This window comes from Vibrio harveyi NBRC 15634 = ATCC 14126 = KCTC 12724 (assembly GCF_001591145.1).
Lineage (GTDB): Bacteria > Pseudomonadota > Gammaproteobacteria > Enterobacterales > Vibrionaceae > Vibrio > Vibrio harveyi.
On record NZ_BCUF01000004.1, the window covers coordinates 127,429 to 148,714 of the forward strand.

A 21,286-nucleotide genomic window follows, 5' to 3' on the forward strand; every position below is an offset into this window, starting at 1 on the left:
CTATCTTAGAACGTCAATGCGCTTTGCCATTCACGAATCCAAGTCTTGCGCATTTTTGCTACTTCGTCTGCACTAAAGCTCAATGGTTTACTTGGTACGCTTAAGGTTTCAAAGCCTTTTGGTAATTCAACGTCAGTCACTGGGTACATCCAGTTGCCTGTTGGCATTGCCGATTGGAACTCATCACTCAAGATGAAATTCATAAACTCATCAGCAAGTTCCGCATTCTTTGAGCCTTTAACCTTAGCCGCTACTTCTACTTGCATGTAGTGACCTTCAGAAAAATCTGCGCTCGCATATTTCGCATCATCTTCTGCAATCAAATGGTACGCGGGAGAAGTCGTGTAAGACAGCACGAGATCGGACTCACCGTTCAAAAACATCGAGTAAGCTTCTGACCAGCCTTTCGTAACCGTAACTGTTTTCGTTGCCAGTTGCTTCCACGCTTGAGTCGCATCATCGCCGTAGATGGACTTCATCCACAGCATCAAACCTTGACCCGGCGTCGAAGTACGAGGGTCTTGGTAAATCACTTTCAGATCATCACGCTCTTCCACTAGCTCTTTCATGCTTTTTGGAGGATTCGCCAACTTCTCCTTGTTGTACACAAACGCAAAGTAGCCGTAATCGTACGGTACGAAGGTCTTATCATCCCAACCATTAGGCAAAGTCGTCTTCGATGTATCAACATTGTGCTCAGCCAGAAGCCCAGTCTTTTTCGCTTCCGCCATCAGGTTGTTATCCAAACCTAACACGATATCCGCTTTGCTATTGTTTCCTTCCAAGCGAAGGCGGTTAAGGATTGAAACACCGTCATCCAGAGCAACGAAATTAACGTCGCAACCGCATTTGGCTTCGAACGCTTTTTCAACTTTAGGACCAGGTCCCCAATCGGCAGCGAAAGAGTCGTAAGTGTAGACAGTTAGGGTGTTTTCAGCGGCAAACGCTGAAGTAGAAGTGATGGCTGCAAGGGCAATCAGACTAAGAGTGGTTTTCACTGCTCGCTCTCCATTTGCATTAGTAAACATGAGTTGAGCGGCACAGGGTTGAGGCGGTATCTAGGACTTCCAATATCCAGACTCAATTCCTACGCCAGCATTATCTGGTTCAGGTAATACGGGTCCCTGTTTGCTCAACAACGTTAAGCGATTAGGTCTCAGCACCCAATGGTATTGATAAGGTCAATGCCAAATGGGTTTGCTCCCCGATGAGTTGGATGGATTGTAAAGGTCTTTTATTGATTACACAATCAACGTTGGTCATAACCCCAACGTGGCACCAAGCCTTGCTCAATGCCCAAGTGATCAAGAATTCTTGCCACCATAAAATCCACTAAGTCTTCAATACTCTTTGGTTGATGATAAAAACCAGGAGCCGCAGGCATAATGGTGACGCCCATCTGAGAGAGCTTGTGCATGTTTTCAAGATGCAGCGTAGAGAAAGGCGTTTCACGCACCACAAGTAATAACTGTCCGCGCTCTTTCATTACCACATCCGCAGCGCGTTCAATCAAGTTATCCGACATGCCATGTGCAATGGCCGCAACACTCCCCGCAGAACATGGGCACACTACCATTTGCTTTGGTGCAGCAGAGCCCGATGCTACCGGAGAGAACCAATCGTCTTTGCCACAAACGGTGATGTTATCTGGATTGCAGTTGAGATGCTCAACTAACGCCTTTTGTGCCGCTTCAGGGCCGCTTGGTAATTTCAGATCATGCTCGGTTGCCATTACTACACGTGCAGCCGAAGAGATCAGCACATACACGTGATAATCCGCGGCAACCAAGCATTCAAGAAGACGAAGCCCATACGGGGCACCAGAGGCGCCCGTTAGTGCTAATGTGATGGCTTTTTTAGGGGTTACTTTTTGCTGCATAGATGTCATTAAGCTTTTTGTTTAAGTTGTTGCAGAAGCTTGCCGTGGATACCACCAAAGCCACCGTTACTCATCACGAGGATTTGGTCACCCGGCTGCGCTTGCTCTACGATTTTTGCGACAAAGCTGTCCATCTCTGCATCCACAAAAGCAGGTTGTTTACACTGGTCTGCAATCTCTTGTACCGACCAATCAATGTTGTCTGGTTGGAAGAGGAACACCTCATCAGCATTGTGCAATGAAGCCGCCAAAGTATTTTTGTGAACGCCGCGCTTCATCGTCGCAGAGCGAGGCTCTAAAACGGCAAGGATACGTTTTTCGCCAACCTTGTTACGTAAACCACCCAATGTCAGTTCAATCGCCGTTGGATGATGAGCAAAATCATCATAAACCGTCACGCCTTGCTCTTCTCCTTTGAGCTCCAAGCGACGTTTGGTGTTAATAAAGCGACCGAGAGCCTGACAAGCCAGTTCTGGTGCAACACCAACATGACGTGCAGCTGCGATGGCCATCAAAGCGTTATCCACGTTGTGGTCACCAACAAGCTCCCAATCTACGACGCCTACTTTCTCGCCTTGCAGCGACACTTCAAATTTCGAGCCATCAACAACCAGTTTGTGTGCTTGCCAATCACCATCGACACCTGAGAACTGCTTTTCAGTCCAACAACCGCGCTCGATCACATCTTGCAACGACTGATCTTGCTTCGGTGCCAAGATCAAACCGTTCCCCGGAACAGTACGCACCAAATGATGGAATTGACGCTTTATCGCCTCTAGATCGTCAAAGATGTCTGCATGATCGAACTCAAGATTATTCATGATCAGTGTGCGTGGGTGATAATGAACAAACTTAGATCGTTTGTCGAAAAAAGCACTGTCATATTCGTCAGCTTCGACGACGAAGAACATACTTTCACCCAAGCGAGCTGACACACCGAAGTTACCTAACACACCACCAACAAGAAAACCGGGTTGGTAACCGCAATCTTCTAAGATCCACGCCAACATACTTGAAGTGGTGGTTTTACCATGGGTACCCGATACCGCTAGAACCCAGCGATCGTGCAATAAGAACTCTTGTAACCATTGTGGGCCAGAGGTGTAACGCATATTGGTATTCAGCACATGCTCAACACATGGGTTACCACGGCTCATCGCGTTACCAATCACCACAAGATCTGGTTGAGGGTCAAGTTGAGAAGGGTCAAAGCCTTCAATAATTTCAATACCTTGAGACTCCAACAGGGTACTCATTGGTGGATAAACATTGGCATCCGAACCCGTCACTTTATGACCTAGCTGACGCGCTAAAATTGCCGCACCGCCCATAAACGTGCCGCAGATACCCAAGATATGAATGTGCATAAACTTAACCTTGTAATGCGTTCTTTAATCCTTTCATTATCGTGATAACCACCAGAAAAGCGAGAGCCTTTCGCTGTGTTCTTGCAGTCTCTTTCACAAATCTGACAGGGCTTAGCACTGACTGACCAAGCATTAACCAAGTGACAGACTTCTTATGCAATAAGACAAATAAATTGAGATCTCAGTCGGTTACTTCATTACCATTAATAAGATCCACGTCATAAACTTACATCTAGCGCAATCGTTTAACATCCATAAAGAGATGACCCCATTGCGCGACACCCCCAACGAAATGAAAAATGTAAGGATAAACCATGTCAGGACTGCGCACCCTAGGCGAATTCATTGTTGAGAAACAAGCGGATTTCCCCCACGCTAGCGGTGATCTTTCATCTCTCTTAGCTTCCATTCGTTTAGCTGCAAAAATTGTTAACCGTGAAATTAACGCGGCAGGTCTTGGTGATATCACCGGCGCTGTAGGTACGGAAAACGTACAAGGCGAAGATCAGCAAAAGCTTGATGTATACGCGAACGACAAGTTCAAAGCAGCACTCGAAGCACGTGACCAAGTGTGTGGCGTTGCAAGTGAAGAAGAAGATGAAGCGGTTGCGTTCAACAAAGAACTCAACCAAAACGCAAAATACGTTGTACTAATGGACCCACTCGATGGCTCATCAAACATCGATGTGAACGTATCAGTCGGTACGATTTTCTCTATTTACCGTCGAGTTTCTCCTATTGGTACCCCACCAACAGAAGAAGACTTCCTACAGCCTGGTCACAAACAAGTGGCAGCGGGCTACGTGATTTACGGCTCATCTACTATGTTGGTTTACACCACAGGTAATGGCGTAAACGGCTTCACTTACGACCCATCGATTGGCAGCTTCTGTCTATCTCATGAAAACATGATGATCCCAGAAGACGGCAACATCTACTCGATCAACGAAGGTAACTACATCCGCTTCCCGCAGGGCGTGAAGAAGTACATCAAGTACTGTCAGGAGAATGTGCCTGAAGATGGTCGCCCATACACTTCTCGCTACATCGGCTCACTGGTTGCGGACTTCCATCGTAACCTGCTTAAAGGCGGCATTTACTTGTACCCAAGCACGCAAAGCCACCCTCAAGGCAAACTGCGTCTGTTGTACGAGTGCAACCCAATGGCATTCTTGATTGAGCAAGCTGGCGGTCTGGCATCTGACGGTGTAAACCGCATTATGGATTTGAAACCTACCGAACTGCACCAGCGTGTGCCTTTCTTTGTGGGTTCAAAGAACATGGTCAACAAAGTCGAAGAGTTTCTTGAGCTGAATCGCGAAGAAGACTAATTTCAGACCTTTGTCCAACGCGGCAGGTGTTTACCTGCCGCGTTTTTGTCGTTAAAGTGAACTGCGTAAATGTTAGCCAGATTAAGCCTCTCAACGCTTAATCCTCAATGAAAAGGAATATTCAAATGAGCTTAAACAACGTACCAGCAGGTAAATCTTTGCCTGAAGATATCTATGTCGTTATTGAAATCCCAGCTAATGCGGATCCAATCAAATACGAAGTAGATAAAGACACTGGTGCTGTATTTGTCGACCGTTTCATGTCTGCGCCAATGTTCTACCCATGTAACTACGGCTATGTGAACAACACCCTTTCTCTAGATGGCGACCCAGTGGACGTACTGGTTCCGACCCCTTACCCATTAATGCCAGGTTCTGTGATTCGCTGCCGTCCAGTCGGTGTATTGAAGATGACGGATGAATCCGGTGAAGATGCGAAAGTCTTCGCTGTACCGCACTCTAAAATCTCAAAAGAGTACGAAGGCATTCAAGATGTTGACGATATTCCAGAGCTACTCAAAGCCCAAATCACACAGTTTTTTGAACGTTACAAAGAGCTTGAAGCAGGTAAGTGGGTGAAAGTGGATGGTTGGGCAGATGTGGCTGCCGCAAAAGCAGAAATCCTAGAATCTTACGAGCGTGCGCAAAACAAGTAATTGCGAACGCCAGAAAGCAAAAGAGCTGCAAATTAGCAGCTCTTTTCTGTTATATCGTTTTGACTAATACTCGCCAGCGGTAGAAGTTCGACCCGATTCATAATTTTGTTTGAAAAACGGGTCAATATCATCACAAATGCCAAAGTAAGGCATATCTCGTACGCCAAGCATATAAGCACTTTGCTCACAGTACTCTTTTTTACCTTCTTGGTAACCAGATTGATAAGCCATGATCAGTTCCGGTGTAGCACGATTTGTATCATCAAGCTTGACGATACGGTCTTCCGATAATTCAATCAGACCATCGAGAGCAGATTGCTTACCGAAGTCCTGCCAATCTGTTACGTTCACTGAATCTGGTAACCTTGTTTGCGCACAAGCGGTGAGAAAAAGCAGCATGGCGCCGATGATGATGGATCTCATAAGTTCTCCTTGGGCTTATACAAAAGACCGTCGGAAACTCACTTTCATACCCCTTTATCGAGTACTCATTCGACAGTCATACACTTTCACTACAAATGCTTACGCGTACTCGCGGAGTATGGTTCACACTCTCTGACACCAATCACCAGATGCAATCTCTTCACTCAACTGCTCAGTGTCTTGATACAAGTAGATCCAAGCTTGGCCAAAAGGTGTAGTAATGCTTTCTCGACGATACTCAACCGGTACGTCTTCTAACTTATCAAGTTCCTGCAGCGTGTCATTATCAATCAAATAAACTTCGCCCTGTATCGCATTTTGTCCGACCGACAAAGCCGGGTAAGGACCTAAATCATACAGAGCGAATTGGGCATCTGTTTCATGATGACCAAGAAACTCAGCAGTGCTTAAAAAGTGATGATTGCACTCTCCTTTGCGCAAAGTTCCATACACAAACACTAAATGTTGCATAGCCGCTCCTTCTGCTTACAAGCTAAGTTTAGTTGAATTCGAATTGATAGAGCAGGTCAACAGCACTATCAACACCTGAAACTGCCTCTAGGTACAAGTCTTTCATCAAACGATAACGCACTGTGAACTCACCTAATGAGGTAAAGATACCCACACCATATTTCACCTGTAAACCAGGAAGAATATAGCCGCTCACCGTTACTTGAGAATCGTCACCTGAGCCTGCTGTATCCAGTTGCAGATCTTGTACGCCAAAGGCTTCACCGATTTCGCCTACGACTTTACCGCTCTTCGCTAAACTCAAGCCAATAAGGGTCGTTGTCATCGCATTACCGCCCGATTCTGCATCGATATCTTGACCTCGCAACAGGTAAGAAAGTGCATTCGCTTGCGGCATTGCCGGATCAGAGAAGATTTCCACCGTAGGATCACTTGCAGGACCAGTCACACGTACACCCGCTGTCACATCATCTTGCGTGTTGTCCGGATTACGAATCGCTTTGATCGAGACATAAGGCTGATCCGCTGGTCCATTCATCATGATCTTACCTTCTTGGATGACCAAGTCTTGCCCAAATGAGCGATAAGAACCGTCAATGATGTTCACCTCACCGACAATAAACGGACCTTTGTCTTTTTGCGTCACGTTGAGGTTACCTTGCAAGTCACCTTTTAGACCAAACGCAGACAACTGGAAATCATCGCCGATTTTGATGTTAATGTTGGTTTCAACGTTAAACGGCAACGCTTGCTCACCATCAACAGGCTGCATGTCTTTGTTCAAAATAACTGTGTCGCTTGAAACACCAACCGCACTTGGTGGCAGTTCATCAATTAAGATACGTCCCCAAGGTAGATTAATACTGCCTTCGACCTTGGCAAGTTGAGGCGTCACATCAATAGTCATATCCGGTTTGACTTTGATTCTCACCATCGGTGGCATATCCACTTTAAGCTCTTCAGCGAACACACGAGCCTTAGTGTGCCAATTTTCTAGGTCACGCCAATCAGCATCGCCTTTAATCTCTAGCTTGCCATCTGGCGTAATGATCCCAGCATCTAAATCAGCTTGATGACCTTTAAAGTTAATCGCCACTTGTCCTGAATTGATATCAATTGGCGTGACTTCACCTTGCAGTTTCATTTGATCAATCAAGAACTGACCATTCACCTTTGGATGCATTACATCACCAGATAGAGCAAGGTCAGTGTTCATGTTGGCTTTAAACAGGCTGTATTCGCCAATCAAGGGCGCTAAGAAGTCCAAGTGGAATGTCGATAGCGACACCTTACCGTCAATCGTCGGCTTCTCGGACGACACATCATTCAGGGCGACTTTACCAGACAAATCACCGTTATCCGTTACATCAAGCAACCACTCAGCATCTAGCTTATCTTGTGCCAACTTGGCTTTAAAACTCACACTTTCCCAACCGACTTTCACTGGTTGTTCTAGCGTTTGTTCTACCTGACCTTTTGGCATATCGACATTCACCGTGACTTCCGGTTTCATGTCTGGCGCCCATTTCGCGAAAGCATTCGCGTTCACAGAACCTTGCAGTTTGGTTTCTGGCGGTAAGAATTGTTTGATTTGGTCGAAGTCAAAGTTAGTAATGGCTAACTTCGCTTCACCGCTTTTACCAACGCTGATGTCTTCACTTAAACACACGCTTGATTTCGACTGTAACCAACAGTGTGCTTGCACATCAGCAATCTGCTTGTCGATGTTCACTTTGACTGCCGTCGACTTTTGCAATGCCCATGGACCTTGAGGCGTGCTCAGCGTTAAGCGGCGTAGTGCACCATCCCAAATCATTTCTGGCTTTTGCTTAAAGGTGCCTTCGATCTCTAAACTGCTCGAAACAATGTCTGAAACCACGTCGAGTGTCAGTTGGTGTAGCTTTTCATCGCCACTCACTTCCAAATCTGCACTGTCAATTTTAATGTCGTCGTAGGTGATGTTCTTCGCAATTAGGCTAACATCGGCTTTTGGCGCAGGCAGTGGTGTAACATCCCCTTTTAGAGTGATGGTTTCCACCTTGGCTTGCTGCTGCCAATTCAGCTGGTTCAGCGCGAGATCTAAATTAATGTCCGGCTGTTTCAAACTGCCGCGAAGAGCAACCGTACCATTCATCTTACCAGCAAGATCCGGTACGCTTTTCGCAAAATCAGGGAAATTAACATCAACATCCATCAAGATTTGTTTGTCGATTTTACCCTTTGCTCGCAAAGAGTTGGGACCATGTGACAAAGCTAAACCTTGCGTGTTCAATTGAATATCTTCACCTTTACCGTTCTTATCTGAGGCTTCTAATTGACCTTCGATATGCAAAGGGTAGCCACGTAAAATACCGTCAATATCCAATTTAGGTAGACTCACTTGCCAGCCACCTTGTGCGGTTAATGACCCCGACGTCGACAAGCTGCCACTGATATCGCCTTCCGCTTCTTCCCACTGTAAGCCCGGTTGAATATTTTTTAAGTTCAGATCGGCTTGCCAGTTGATAGGTGCAGCCCAATTCGCCATGACTTTACCTGCAAGCTCACCACCCAGCGTTTTGACAACTAAGCTGCCTAAGTCAATCTGTTCTAAAGTACCTTTTCCGTTTAACACCACATCAACTGCTGGAATATCTTTACCAGACGCCTTAGTTTCCAAGGCAACCGTGTAACCTTGTAAAGAGCCTTTCGCTGCAAGACTCGGGACCGATACTTGGTAATCACTCTTACCACTCAATGGCCATTGCGCCTCAACATCTTTCAATTTGATATCAAACGGCAACTCAGACTTAAGAGGTTGAATTTGCCCCTGAATCTTGGCTTTCACCAAATCAGATAACGTGGCATCCAGTGATAAATCACCAACCGAGCCAGATGCCGTCAGTGACAATTTCTGACCTTTTACATCCGCTTGTTTAACCAATGCGTCAATTTGGGCTTGAATTGGGTAGTCACCTGATAATGTCACTTGAGTGCTTAACTGCCCTTTCACTTCTGGCATGTCAAGCTCAAGGGTTTTGACATCAACTTGGTCACCACCCGCTTTGGCTTCTAACCCTAAATGATGAACGATAACCGGTGTGTCGCCAGCCAACTTAAAGTCATGAATATCGAGGCGCTGTGCTTCAATAGTGAGCGGAATCCAGACTTCAGGTAGAGCGATACCATTTGATTCAGGCTTAACATCTAACTTCTGTTCATCAGGCTTTGAACCTTTGTTAGCAGCAACATTTTCTGCACCTTGCTGCGATGGCTTTTTAGACGCGTCTGAATTGAGCGATGTTGACGACTGGACTTCCGCGTCTTGCTCAACTTGAGCTTGATGGTTCGTTTTAGTGTCTTGAACTGGCGGCTGTTCCACACCCTCTTCACTTGGTGCAAGTGCCACATTAATGGTTTTCAATGCCGTAGGGGCAATCACCAAACGATCACCTTGCATTGATAATGCGGTTGAAAAATCTTGCCAATCAATCTTATTCCCCAAGATATTCAGATTGATATCATTAAAGCTGACTTTATTGACAAAAATAGGCACTGGCGTACTGATAGAGCGCAATGGTGGCGTTTCTTCTTCAGGCTCGTCAGATGCCGGAGGGAGCTCTGGCATCTGAAAGTTCACCCCTTTCAGTGCCAACTCATCGACACACACTTTCGGATCGAAGAAGCAACGGAAGTTGATAGCAAGCGTTACGCTTTCAACCTTAGCATCGACATGTAAGGATTCATCGACAAAGCTGACGTTACGTAAAGCAAAACGCGGAAAAAGCGAACCTTGAACTTCTTCCACTTTGAGTTGCGGTAAGGCTTTCTCTGCCCCCCACAGCGCAAGTTTTAAACCCGGATGGGTGAAAAGCAATGTGCCAACAAAAACCGTCAGCAGCAATAATAGACTCAGCAGACCGATTGAGAGCCATTTCGTCCACTTCAGAGTTGTTTTGATCATAGTTCAGGCCCCAACGAGAAGTGAATGCGGAATTCTGGATCAGGCTCGGAGTCGAGCCCCCAAGCAAAGTCAAAGCTCACCGGACCAACCGGTGACGCCCAGCGGATACCAACACCCGCACCAGCCTTCCATTCTGGGGTTTCATTAAATGCATCACCAATATCGTAGAAAGCAGCGCCCCACCAGTTGCCGTAGACACGGTATTGATATTCAAGGGTGCTGGTCACCATATACTTAGCACCCGTCAATGCACCACTGGCATCTTTTGGTGAAATAGACTCATAGCCATAACCACGAATGTTGTTATCACCACCAGCAAAGAAACGTAGTGATGGCGATAGTTTTTCAAATTCATCCGTAATGTTGGCACCGCCCTCTAAACGGAACAAACCACGGTGGTTTTGGCCAATACCGCGAATCCAAGATGTGCGTCCTAACAAGCGCAGTACTCGTGTTTCTGACAGCAAAGCAGTATCGCCATATTCAACGGTCACACTCTGCTTATCCCCCCACATTGGCATATTGCCACCACGGGTCCGGGTTCGAGAAAAAGAAGCACCAGGCAAGACAAATTGCACACCATCTTCTTGCAAACCTTGCGAGAAGTTTTCGTACAGGTGGCGAACATACAAAGTCTTATGCCAACCACCGTCGGTGATCCAGTGGCGTTCTACCGCAAGATTCGATTCCAAACTTTCGGTATCTCGGTTATCAAGATGCTTGAGACCAAACTGCAATTGGTAGTATTCGTGTAGAACGTCATCAAGAGGGATTTTGTAGCCTGCTGTGATAGTTTGTTCAGGCTTGGAAAGAGAAAGAGCAGTATCAAAACTATGACCACGTGCGCTTACCCACGGTTTTTTCCATTTCAGCGTACCGCGAACACCCGTATCGGTCGAGTAACCAATACCAGTCTCAAGTTGGTTTTTAGCTGCAGGGGCAAGTGAGACTTTGATTGGCAGCTCGCGACCATCGTCTAGCTTACTTAAATCTGGCTCAACAAATACTGACGAAAACCAATCGGTATTAGACAGGTTTTGGTTGTATTCCCCAACTTCTGAAACCAAATAAAGTTCACCAGTTTTAAATGGACGCAGAGACTCAACACGGTCTTCCCAAATCTGACTTCCAAAAATCTCCACCGAGCCAAAGTGATAACGAATACCACTGTCATAATGAAGACGCACATTCGCTTCGTTAAGTTCGGGAACCACCTCAAGACGGCTTAAAGTGAAATCTCCATTAAAGTAACCACGTTGCAACGCTAAGTTACGAATACTTGATTTCAAGCTGTCGTATTCACCTTGATTTAAGATGCGTCCTACCTTCAATGGTGATTTTTCAAGAAGCTTAACGAATGCTTCGTCTTGGTTTGCCTCACCTGAAATCACCACATCCATCAGTTTCACCCTTACAGGCTCACCCGGTTGGACATTGACGATCAATTCATCATTATCTTTCGTAATAGTGTATGAAATTTTCGCATGATAATAGCCGAGCGCATTGAGCGCTTCAGTGATACTTTGTTCCAATCGCGCCTGAAAACGCAGGGACGTGGAATAATCGTCTTCAGGAATGGAAGACAAATAAGCGTTCACATTATCTTCTAGCGCACCATCGATCCCTTTAATTTTTAAGGAAACATCGGCATAAGCGCTATGAGAAAAGGCAAGTAGGCTGACAATGATCGGAGTAGCTTTTCTTATCATGCTTTTTAGCTGGACGAGGTTAAATAAACGTAAACAATAATAACGCCAAATAAAGGCTAAGTCTGTAATATTAATAGGTTTAACGCGGTCTATGTCATCACAACATCATATTCAGACTGAATAGATTTTTTCGCAAAATTAAGACACGTATTAAAGGACAAATACCATGCTCAACAAACAGACAATGATCAGTATAGAAGATGCACTGCCCGGTAGAGAGGCATCAATGCAGATCGACGACACTCATTTTGTCAATCAATCGAGTTTAACGGCGCAGCCACAAGCTAACCAGCAACAGATTTTGTTTGGCATGGGATGCTTTTGGGGAGCTGAACGCCTGTTTTGGCAACTCGATGGCGTGCTCTCAACATCGGTCGGTTACGCTGGCGGTTATACTCCAAATCCAACTTACGAAGAAGTCTGCTCTGGAAAAACCGGACACACAGAAGTTGTTCGTGTCGTATTCGATGAAGCGGTAATTTCTGTAGAGCAGTTACTTGCGGCATTCTGGGAAAAACACGACCCAACTCAAGGTATGCGTCAAGGCAACGATTTGGGTACTCAATACCGCTCAGCGATCTACACCTACTCTCAAGAACAACAAGATGCCGCTGAAAAATCAAAAGCTCAATATCAACAAGCACTGCAAGAAGATCAACGTTCAGCAATCACTACAGAGATCCAAGCAGCAGGTCCTTATTACTTTGCTGAAACTTACCACCAGCAATACCTAGCGAAGAACCCTAACGGTTATTGTGGTTTAGGCGGTACGGGCGTGTGCTTCCCACCAAACCTACAAAGTTAACCACAACGAAAAAGAGCGACAAAAGTCGCTCTTTTACAATTCTTGTCATCAAACTGGAAGAGATAAAATCGCTTGGTTTACTTCTCTAAATACAGAGAGTTGCTTGGGATTTTTGACATCAGGTAATAGCACTTTTCCGTTGTCAAAACGGAACTCACCAATACCTGCAATTGAGAATTGACCTTTGAATAAAGTCTTAACGAAACGCGCCACCTGACGTGGACGGTACACAGCAAACTCACGTAGCATAACCAACCTCAACATCCTTTTGAGAAAACACCGATTGCTCTTTCCTTGGCAACCTTTATGCGCAATTTGCGACGAACTTCATTCTATCAAATTCCAACGTGAACGCAACATTATTAGATGGCATACGTTAAATAATTGTTATGTCGGGTTCTACATTTTTATGCACCGTACGTATATACTTGGTGAGTCTCACAACCTATATGGAACATAACAACATGAAAACTAAGACTCTCCTCCCTCTTCTACTCGCTCTTGCTCCGGGTCTGGCTCTGGCTCATAACCTATCTGTTGGTGAGAGTGTACCCGCAGCAAAAGTCGATGCTTATGGTGAAATCGTACTGCAAGGCGAAGGTGTCGCTTACCAGCCTTGGGCAACTCAAAACATGCTGGGTAAAGTTCGTGTCATTCATGCAATTGCAGGACGCAGCAGCTCAAAAGCGATGAACGCACCACTAATGACAGCGCTAACTGAAGCGAAATTCCCAGAAGACGCTTACCAAACGACTACCATCATTAACCAAGATGATGCTGTTTGGGGAACAGGTTCATTTGTAAAATCATCGGCGCAAGACAGCAAACAAGAATTCCCTTGGTCTTCAATGGTGCTGGATGAAAACGGTGTTGTGGCAAACACATGGGCACTGCAAGAAGAAAGCTCTGCAATCGTAGTCCAAGATAAGCAAGGTAAGATTTTGTTTGTAAAAGAGGGCGCATTAACGCCTGACGAAATCACTCAAGTGCTTGGCTTAATCAAACAGAATATTTAGATCTGTTGATATATACCCAAGTAACCTCGAGATGCTTGGGTATACAGCTCTCCGCTCATTACACACTTTAAGCAAAGAGCCCCCTATTTTCCTGAGCGTAAGCTCTTATTTCACCTAGATAATTTACCCAAAACGAACAAAAGAGTGAACTTTTAACGAAAATGGGTGTTATATTATAACACTAGGTATCGTTTCAGGTTTTAAGATGCATTCTCGTTGGCAAGTCACCACACATCATTGGCGTCGCACTGTCATATTACTCAGTGTTGCGCTGCTGCTTACCTGGAACTTTGCAACCATCGCGCATCAACTTGATCTCATCCCAGAACATCATAGCCATCATCATTGCCAGCTGTTTGCTGGTGCACAACATGGTTTGGTCAAGCAGTTACCGGAGATAATCCCTCCAACCTACCAGCGCGCCGCACACTCTGACGCCATAGAACGGCAGTTCAGCCTTAGCGACGTGCGTTATACTGCGCGTGCACCTCCTATTTTTGCTTAAACTTAAGAAGTCCCCTTATAAGAAATTAAGGTTGCTAGTCGCACGATTTGAACTGCAACCACATCAGAAAATTAAGCAAAATTAGGATAAGAAAATGCCATCTAAACACGCTCTAGCTCTTGTTATCGGTCTATCACTAACCGCTACTGCTAACGCTGAAGAATACCGTCAACATGAAGCACACGTGCACGGTCACGTAGAATTCAATATTGCTCAAGACGGTAAAGACCTATTGATCGAAATCACATCTCCAGGTGCTGACGTAGTGGGCTTTGAGCATGCACCAGAAAACGCAGAACAAGAAAATGCACTGAATAATGCTATTGCTGCTCTAAAAGACACGAACAAACTGTTTGCTATCAACCAGCAAGCAAAGTGTGTAATTGAAGATGTACATGTAGCTCACACGCTAGGAGAAGAGTCACACGAAGGTCATGATCACCACGACCATGGAGGTCACGATCATGATAAACATGACCACGAAGGGCATGATCACGATAAACATGACCATGACAAGCATAAAGACCATGATCATGATGACCACCACGATCATGACGGTCACGAGCATCACGAAGGTCATGACCATGAACACGGTGGTCATGGTGAATTCACCGTAGAGTACCGCTACCACTGTGATTCAGTTGCAGACCTAAACAGCATAGATACGACTTGGTTTAAGCAATTCCCAGCAACGGAATCTATCAGTGTGAACCTGTTCACTGACACCACTCAGTCTGCGACTAACCTAAGCAAAGACAACGCAAAGATCGCAATTAAATAACTCATATGGCGTGTAAGTACCCACTTACACGCCATTGCTTTGGTGATTTACTATGACTGAAACCACGTCAAACGTTGTTGAGCTATCTAACGCCCAGTTTGTCTGGCCCGGCTCAGAAAACGCGACCATTAACATCCCGCAACTTCACATTGCTCAAGGCGAGCATGTCTTTATCAAAGGTCCTAGCGGCTGTGGTAAATCGACTCTGCTTGCTTTGTTAACTGGCATCAACACACTCACATCTGGCTCACTGTCGGTATTGGACAGTGATATCGCCAGCCTAAGAGCAAGCCAAAGAGACAAATTTCGTGCCGATCACATTGGCTATATCTTCCAACAATTCAATTTGTTGCCTTACCTAAATGTGATTGAGAATGTCCTAATTCCATGCCAATTCAGCAGAATTCGCCGCGACCGCGTTGCTCCAAATGCTTCTACGGCATCACTGGAGCAACAAGCAACAACGCTATTAGAGCGCTTACGTTTACCAAAAGCACTGCATGACAAGCCGGTATCAGAACTCAGCATTGGTCAGCAACAACGTGTCGCAGCCGCACGCGCTTTGATCGGTCAGCCTGAATTGGTGATTGCCGATGAACCGACATCTGCATTGGATCATGACAACCGTAAGGCTTTCATTGAACTATTAATGGAACAAGCCAACCTTGCTAACGCGACACTGGTTTTTGTCAGCCATGACCCGACGCTAGAGTCCTTGTTTGACCGAACACTCAATCTGCCTGAAATCAATCAAGCGCAAACCCTAGGAGCCGCATCATGAGTGCAGTTGTAAAGCTCGCTTGGAAAAGCCTGATGAACCGCAAGGCGACTGCTATTCTCACCATCATGACAGTCGCTATTTCTGTTGTTCTACTATTGGGTGTAGAACGCATTCGAACCCAAGCAAAAGACAGCTTCGCTAACACCATTTCTGGTACAGACTTAATTGTCGGAGGTCGCTCAGGGCAAGTGAACCTATTGTTGTACTCGGTATTCAGAATTGGTAATGCCACAAACAACATTGACTGGAAGAGCTACCAAGAGTTTGCTAACCACCGCGCCGTAGATTGGGCGATTCCAATCTCGCTGGGTGATTCACACAAAGGCTTTCGAGTCATGGGGACCAACCACAGCTACTTCGAACATTATAAGTACGGAAGTAAGCAACCACTAACCTTCTCTGAAGGTAGAGAATTCAATGGTTTATTTGAAACCGTACTTGGCTCTGATGTTGCGAAACAACTTGGCTATAAGATTGGTAGCGAGATCATCATTGCTCATGGCATCAGTGATGTCGGCTTCAGTCGACACGATAACTTGCCATTTAAAGTGGTGGGGATTCTTGCGCCTACTGGCACTCCGGTGGACAAAACTGTCCATGTTTCTCTAGAAGCGATTGAAGCGATTCACGTCGGTTGGGAAAGCGGGGCTCGCTTAGGTCCGACACCAAGTGCGGCTGAGCTCAAAGCCAGAGACTTCCAACCTAAACAGATCACTGCCATGTTGGTTGGCTTGAAATCACGCATTCAGACTTTTGCTCTGCAAAGACAAATTAATACTTACCCGAAAGAGCCGCTTAGCGCCATCATGCCGGGCGTCGCTCTGCATGAATTATGGGGCATGATGTCGGTTGCAGAACAAGCACTGATGGCAGTCTCAGGCTTCGTAGTCGTTGCAGGTTTATTGGGTATGTTGAGTAGCTTGCTAACCAGCTTACAAGAACGCCGCCGTGAAATGGCAATTCTGCGTGCGATGGGGGCAAGACCTAAACACGTCTTCTCATTACTGATCAGTGAAGCGAGTTTACTGACGTTTGCAGGCATCATTACTGGTGTTGCGGGCTTGTATTCCATTCTTGCCCTCTTGCAACCAATAATCCAACAAAGTTATGGTATACACCTAACCTTAACGGCACTGTCGCCGTATGAATGGATGTTGCTTGGCTTTGTACAGTGTGCAGGTATTGTGATTGGCTTCATCCCAGCATTCCGCGCTTACCGACAATCGCTCAGTGATGGAATGACAATTAGGATTTAGTAAAAATGTGGAAAAAGATACTCGCTAGCTGTTTGCTACTAATTTCCTTCACTGCGCCAGTAATGGCAAGTGATGAACCATTAACGCTCGATTGGATTGATCTTGTACCAGAGAATGAGCGCAAGATGTTCGACAGTGTTGGCATGCCAGCCACTGACCACAATGGTGGTGCGGCACTTCAATCTAAGATTGGTAATGTTCGCCCTGAGCTTAACGGCAGCAAAGTGAAAATCCCGGGCTTTGTCATCCCATTAGAAGGTGATGCGAATACGGTGACGGAATTCCTACTGGTGCCATATTTTGGCGCTTGTATCCATGTTCCGCCACCACCACCAAATCAGATCATCTATGTAAAATTCCCGAAAGGAGCCCCAGTGCAGGAGCTTTGGGATGTCATTTATGTGGTGGGAACGTTAAAAACCGAGACCATTGAACATGAGTTGGCAGAAACTGCCTACGTGATTGAAGGCTCATCAATCGAACCCTACGATGACATGTAATGTCTGCTTGATTAAATAAATACACTAGGCGTCGGTTCGGCGCCTTTTTTATGCCTGCTGTTTATACGATGTAACGAGATAAATACGCTAACACGCCAACATACAAAACCAAAAGTAGCGCTATCGACAGGTGTTTTCTCAGTTTGCTTGCGTCTGAATATTTCATCACCCCTCCAAAATAACGATAACAATTTTAACAACTCATTATCATTTTGAATAGTCCTTATTCTGTCAAAATCCGGACATGCCTCTCTGGTCGAGAAAACAGGAAAGGTGTAAATTTAAGCAAGCGCTAATCGCCAGTCTTGGTAGGAAATGAAATGGCAGAACCAACAAAGCAACCTGTTGTTATCGAACACGAACCCACACAACAAAAACATACTCATCATGAAAAGAAGTCTGGCTACATTAAAGACAGTGCAAGCCGTGTTCAAAGCATTGCCCAAATCTACGGGTTAGACGCATTGTTGCAAAGTGATCCTCCAGCTAAAACCGCACTAGAACGCGCTCAATTGCGTGAACAACGCCGCCAAGAGCAAAGACAAAAGAACTTAGAGCAGATCCTAAAACTGGCGCACAGCTCATGTCGAGATGAGACCGCAGGTGAACCTGACCAAGACTGGTTGTATCGTTTTTTCGATATGGCTCAGGACATCCACAACAGCTCAATGCAAAAGTTGTGGGCACAAGTCATGAAGCGCGAAGTGACCAACCCCGGCTCAACATCGATGAAAGCGCTTAAAGTCCTTAAAGATATGTCGCCGAGAGAAGCACAGACTCTGCAACGGGCAGCCACACTGGCATGCAGCTTCGGTGGAGATACCAGTCGCAAACTGCTGATTGGCTACAAAGCGCATGGCGGGATGTTCAGCTTTGGCAAACGCGATACCACTAGCAATCTTAATATGGGCAGCTTCCAGCTTCCTTATTCAAGCTTGTTAGTGTTGATTGAATTGGGACTGCTGCACAGCACTGAATTAGAGTCCGGAGAAATTGGCATTGAAACGCCTTTGATGCTCACCTATCAAGGTAAAAACTTATCACTGCAGGTAAATACGAAAGGCGTGCGCCTGTTGTACTACCGCTTTACCCCAACAGGTAATGAGTTGTGTAAACTGCTCGGAAATAAACCTAACAACCAGTATTACGATCAGATGTTAGCGCTTTTAAATCAGAGATTTAGCGTTCATAGTGAAGCAAAACCTACGGTGAATCACACCGTTTAGTACAGCAAAAAGAGCTTTTGGTCACCTATGATCCAAAAGCTCTTTTATCTGCTCAATGACTTTTTGGCCACCTATGATCCAAATGCTTTTTTATCGGATCACGCCACGTTGTTTAAGGTCGATTAAACACAACTCCACCAGCTCTTCGACACTCTTTTCGCCCGCAGGCAAATCAATTTCTGGGTTTGCTGGTGCTTGGTATTCTGAGTCAATACCGGTGAAATTTGGGATTTCACCTGCGCGTGCTTTTTTGTACAAGCCTTTTGGATCGCGACCTTCACATACTTCTAGAGACGCATTGACGAACACTTCAATAAACTCACCCTCAGGCAGTAGATCACGCACCAATTGACGCTCAGCGCGGTGAGGAGAAATAAACGCTGACAAAACAATCAACCCCGCATCTGCCATCAGTTTTGCTAACTCACCAATACGGCGAATGTTCTCGCGACGGTCTTGCTCAGAAAAGCCTAAATCGCTGCACAAGCCATGGCGCACATTGTCGCCATCGAGCAAATAAGTGTGATAACCCAATTCGGCTAAGCGATTTTCCAATGCGCCCGCCACCGTTGATTTACCTGCACCTGATAGCCCAGTAAACCAAAGTACCGCAGGCTTCTGCTTTTTTAATCCAGCACGAAACTGTTTATCAACCGAGTGCTGATGCCAAACGATGTTTTCATCTTTTACCGGAGTTTCGGCAGTCATAACGTATCCTTGTAAATTTACAGATTAAAACGGAAAGAAGACCGGAATCAGCGTCAGTACTAGCACTGAATACACAATGGAAATCGGCACGCCAATTCGCACATAATCGGTCAATTTGTAATTCCCTACGCTGTATACCAACAAGTTGGTTTGGTATCCGTAAGGAGAGATAAAACTGGCACTGGCACCAAACAGCACCGCCATAATGAAAGGCATTGGGTCAACGCCATAGCCTACCGCCATGCTATAGCCAATAGGGAAAGACAGCGCCGCCGCCGCATTATTGGTGACAAGTTCCGTTAGCACCAGAGTCATGATGTAAGTTGCAACTAAAGCGCCAAACACGCCCCAGCCATTAAAGGCTTCGATAAACATATTGCCCATACGCACCGACAAGCCGGATGAAATCATCAATTGCGCAATAGATAACGCAGAGCCAACAATCACCACGATATCAATTGGGAAGCGACGACGAAGTTCAGAAAGTTGAATCACACCAAAGGCAAGTAGCGCAATCAAATACGCCGCCAGACCTTTGATAATAGGTACGAGTTCCAACAACGCACAGCCAATCACTGCAGCAAAGCCAAACAACACCAAGGCCGATTTATTCGCATCCAAACGTGCACTCGAATCTAAATCGTTCACCAACACGAACTCTTTACGATGCGCGCGGCGTTCTGCTTCAAAGCGCTTACCGGGAACTAAAACTAACGTATCACCTGCGGCTAAAGTGATATTGCCTAAGCCACCTTCAAGACGCTCATGACCACGGCGAATCGCCACGACCACCGCATCAAATCGATCTCGAAAACGGCTCTCTTTAAGCGTTTTATGGCAGAAGGTCGCCGATGAGCTCACCACCACTTCCATAAAATTTTGTCCGTTGAGGTGTTGATGACCAAACAACGTTAAACCTGGGATCTCTTGTAGCGTCGCAACACTCTCTACATCACCACAAAATAGTAATCGGTCTTTAGCATTAAGCACAAAATCAGGACCAACAGAAGGCACACTGACACCATCGCGTATCACTTCAGCCAAAAATAGTTTTCTCAGTGCGCGTAAGTTATTTTCCGTAATAGTACGTCCAACCAGTGGCGAGCCCGGTTCGACACGAGACTCTAAGAAGTAAGGCAAGTCTTCTTGGCTTTGGTCATCGTAATTAGGCAAAAGGTAACTTAGCGGAATCAGAATCAGCACACCGCCCACCAGCACCGCCAAACCAATCATAGTCGGAGTAAAGAAATTCAGGCTTGGTAAGCCCGCATCCTCAACAAAGCTGTTGATGATTAAATTGGTCGAGGTACCAATCAGCGTCAGCGTGCCACCAAAAATCGCCGCATAAGAAAGGGGAATTAAAAGCTTAGAAGGCGCGTGCTGTTGATTACGTTTTATCGCACCAATTAATGACACCACCACCGCTGTATTGTTAGTGAAAGAAGAAAGCAAAGCAGTAGAAAAGCCTAATTTGGCAATAACACTACCCAAATTACCTTCAGAAATACTGCGACTGACCCAACTAATTAATAACGTTTTTTCTAATGCGCTTGATGCAAGAATTAATAGCACTAAGGTCAGAAGTGAAGAGTTAGTAAAGTTTGCCGCAATGGTATTGAGCTCTAACATACCAGCCATAAAAGCAATAAAGGCTGCGCCAGCAAACACATAACTAGGTTTAAGTTTGGTTACGAGTAAACAAGTGATAATGCCAAGCAAAATCGCTAATACAAATCCTTGTTCCCACATAGCCAATCCTTACCAATAAACCCAATACGGGCACAACAACTCGTGCAAACTTAGCTGCACGGAGTGACAAACGAGTAACCAGACAAAAAAGCAAAGCAAGCGAAAAAGAACGCCAGAATGCTCGGTTTCTTGGGCTTCCGGAGCATCCTGGATTCGGGGGAAATCAGCCTGACGGGTTTC

20 protein-coding genes are annotated in these 21,286 nt (G+C 45.7%); 10 read left to right on the plus strand and 10 right to left on the minus strand.

The features are described from left to right. Nucleotides 1–5: 5 nt before the first annotated feature. The 3 genes from thiB to mpl form a co-directional block, all read right to left on the minus strand. A complete protein-coding gene (gene thiB, locus VHA02S_RS03570; RefSeq protein WP_005450500.1) occupies nt 6–998 on the minus strand; it encodes a thiamine ABC transporter substrate binding subunit in 993 nt (330 codons plus the stop codon). Between the two features lie 251 nt (nt 999–1,249). Beyond that, a complete protein-coding gene (locus tag VHA02S_RS03575; RefSeq protein ID WP_005450501.1) occupies nt 1,250–1,888 on the minus strand; it encodes a flavin prenyltransferase UbiX in 639 nt (212 codons plus the stop codon). Beyond that, complete coding sequence (gene mpl / locus VHA02S_RS03580) at nt 1,888–3,246, minus strand: UDP-N-acetylmuramate:L-alanyl-gamma-D-glutamyl-meso-diaminopimelate ligase (RefSeq protein ID WP_009698860.1); 1,359 nt, start codon at nt 3,244–3,246, stop codon at nt 1,888–1,890. The genes VHA02S_RS03575 and mpl overlap by 1 nt, the downstream gene beginning before the upstream one ends. Nucleotides 3,247–3,560: 314 nt before the next feature. Between mpl and fbp the strand changes: the two genes are divergently transcribed. Next, a complete protein-coding gene (gene fbp, locus VHA02S_RS03585) occupies nt 3,561–4,577 on the plus strand; it encodes a class 1 fructose-bisphosphatase (protein ID WP_005450509.1) in 1,017 nt (338 codons plus the stop codon). Between the two features lie 125 nt (nt 4,578–4,702). Next, nucleotides 4,703–5,233, plus strand: a complete 531-nt coding sequence (ppa, locus tag VHA02S_RS03590) for an inorganic diphosphatase (protein ID WP_009698861.1) — start codon at nt 4,703–4,705, stop codon at nt 5,231–5,233. Nucleotides 5,234–5,296: 63 nt separating this feature from the next. Here ppa and VHA02S_RS03595 read toward each other — a convergent pair whose 3' ends face one another. The 4 genes from VHA02S_RS03595 to tamA form a co-directional block, all read right to left on the minus strand. After that, nucleotides 5,297–5,656 carry a DUF2799 domain-containing protein gene (locus tag VHA02S_RS03595; RefSeq protein WP_005450511.1) on the minus strand — a complete coding sequence of 120 codons (360 nt, stop codon included), beginning with the start codon at nt 5,654–5,656 and terminating at the stop codon, nt 5,297–5,299. A 123-nt stretch (nt 5,657–5,779) separates the two neighbouring features. Beyond that, nucleotides 5,780–6,127 (minus strand): gamma-glutamylcyclotransferase family protein, encoded by a 348-nt coding sequence (locus tag VHA02S_RS03600; RefSeq protein WP_005450512.1) that lies wholly within the window; start codon nt 6,125–6,127, stop codon nt 5,780–5,782. Between the two features lie 28 nt (nt 6,128–6,155). Then, nucleotides 6,156–10,070 (minus strand): autotransporter assembly complex protein TamB, encoded by a 3,915-nt coding sequence (gene tamB / locus VHA02S_RS03605; protein WP_038897758.1) that lies wholly within the window; start codon nt 10,068–10,070, stop codon nt 6,156–6,158. Then, a complete protein-coding gene (gene tamA / locus VHA02S_RS03610) occupies nt 10,067–11,779 on the minus strand; it encodes an autotransporter assembly complex protein TamA (RefSeq protein WP_038897757.1) in 1,713 nt (570 codons plus the stop codon). The genes tamB and tamA overlap by 4 nt, the downstream gene beginning before the upstream one ends. 166 nt (nt 11,780–11,945) lie before the next feature. Between tamA and msrA the strand changes: the two genes are divergently transcribed. Next, on the plus strand, nt 11,946–12,584 hold the full coding sequence (msrA, locus tag VHA02S_RS03615; RefSeq protein WP_038897756.1) for a peptide-methionine (S)-S-oxide reductase MsrA: 639 nt from the start codon (nt 11,946–11,948) through the stop codon (nt 12,582–12,584). A 48-nt stretch (nt 12,585–12,632) separates the two neighbouring features. Here msrA and VHA02S_RS03620 read toward each other — a convergent pair whose 3' ends face one another. Then, nucleotides 12,633–12,833, minus strand: a complete 201-nt coding sequence (locus VHA02S_RS03620; protein WP_005450516.1) for a DUF1107 domain-containing protein — start codon at nt 12,831–12,833, stop codon at nt 12,633–12,635. A gap of 215 nt (nt 12,834–13,048) precedes the next feature. Between VHA02S_RS03620 and VHA02S_RS03625 the strand changes: the two genes are divergently transcribed. The 7 genes from VHA02S_RS03625 (at nt 13,049) to VHA02S_RS03650 (ending at nt 18,649) form a co-directional block, all read left to right on the plus strand. Then, nucleotides 13,049–13,600: a YtfJ family protein gene (locus VHA02S_RS03625; RefSeq protein ID WP_005450518.1), complete on the plus strand. Its 552-nt coding sequence runs from the start codon at nt 13,049–13,051 to the stop codon at nt 13,598–13,600. Nucleotides 13,601–13,805: 205 nt separating this feature from the next. Continuing rightward, nucleotides 13,806–14,105 carry a DUF2607 family protein gene (locus VHA02S_RS25190; protein WP_080640352.1) on the plus strand — a complete coding sequence of 100 codons (300 nt, stop codon included), beginning with the start codon at nt 13,806–13,808 and terminating at the stop codon, nt 14,103–14,105. Nucleotides 14,106–14,199: 94 nt separating this feature from the next. Then, entirely contained in the window at nt 14,200–14,886 is a 687-nt protein-coding gene (zrgA, locus tag VHA02S_RS03630) for a zinc uptake protein ZrgA (protein ID WP_038897755.1), read from the plus strand. A gap of 52 nt (nt 14,887–14,938) precedes the next feature. Continuing rightward, nucleotides 14,939–15,667 (plus strand): ABC transporter ATP-binding protein, encoded by a 729-nt coding sequence (locus tag VHA02S_RS03635; protein WP_038897754.1) that lies wholly within the window; start codon nt 14,939–14,941, stop codon nt 15,665–15,667. Further along, entirely contained in the window at nt 15,664–16,923 is a 1,260-nt protein-coding gene (locus tag VHA02S_RS03640; protein ID WP_005450526.1) for an ABC transporter permease, read from the plus strand. Before VHA02S_RS03635 ends, VHA02S_RS03640 begins: the two co-directional genes overlap by 4 nt. Nucleotides 16,924–16,928: 5 nt before the next feature. Beyond that, complete coding sequence (locus tag VHA02S_RS03645) at nt 16,929–17,423, plus strand: DUF3299 domain-containing protein (RefSeq protein ID WP_005450528.1); 495 nt, start codon at nt 16,929–16,931, stop codon at nt 17,421–17,423. A gap of 320 nt (nt 17,424–17,743) precedes the next feature. Continuing rightward, nucleotides 17,744–18,649: a TIGR03899 family protein gene (locus tag VHA02S_RS03650; RefSeq protein WP_009698869.1), complete on the plus strand. Its 906-nt coding sequence runs from the start codon at nt 17,744–17,746 to the stop codon at nt 18,647–18,649. Nucleotides 18,650–18,739: 90 nt separating this feature from the next. Here VHA02S_RS03650 and cysC read toward each other — a convergent pair whose 3' ends face one another. Both cysC and VHA02S_RS03660 read right to left on the minus strand, forming a co-directional pair. Further along, a complete protein-coding gene (gene cysC / locus VHA02S_RS03655) occupies nt 18,740–19,357 on the minus strand; it encodes an adenylyl-sulfate kinase (RefSeq protein ID WP_005450533.1) in 618 nt (205 codons plus the stop codon). 24 nt (nt 19,358–19,381) lie between these two features. Beyond that, nucleotides 19,382–21,106, minus strand: a complete 1,725-nt coding sequence (locus VHA02S_RS03660; RefSeq protein ID WP_038897753.1) for an SLC13 family permease — start codon at nt 21,104–21,106, stop codon at nt 19,382–19,384. Nucleotides 21,107–21,286: the final 180 nt, after the last annotated feature.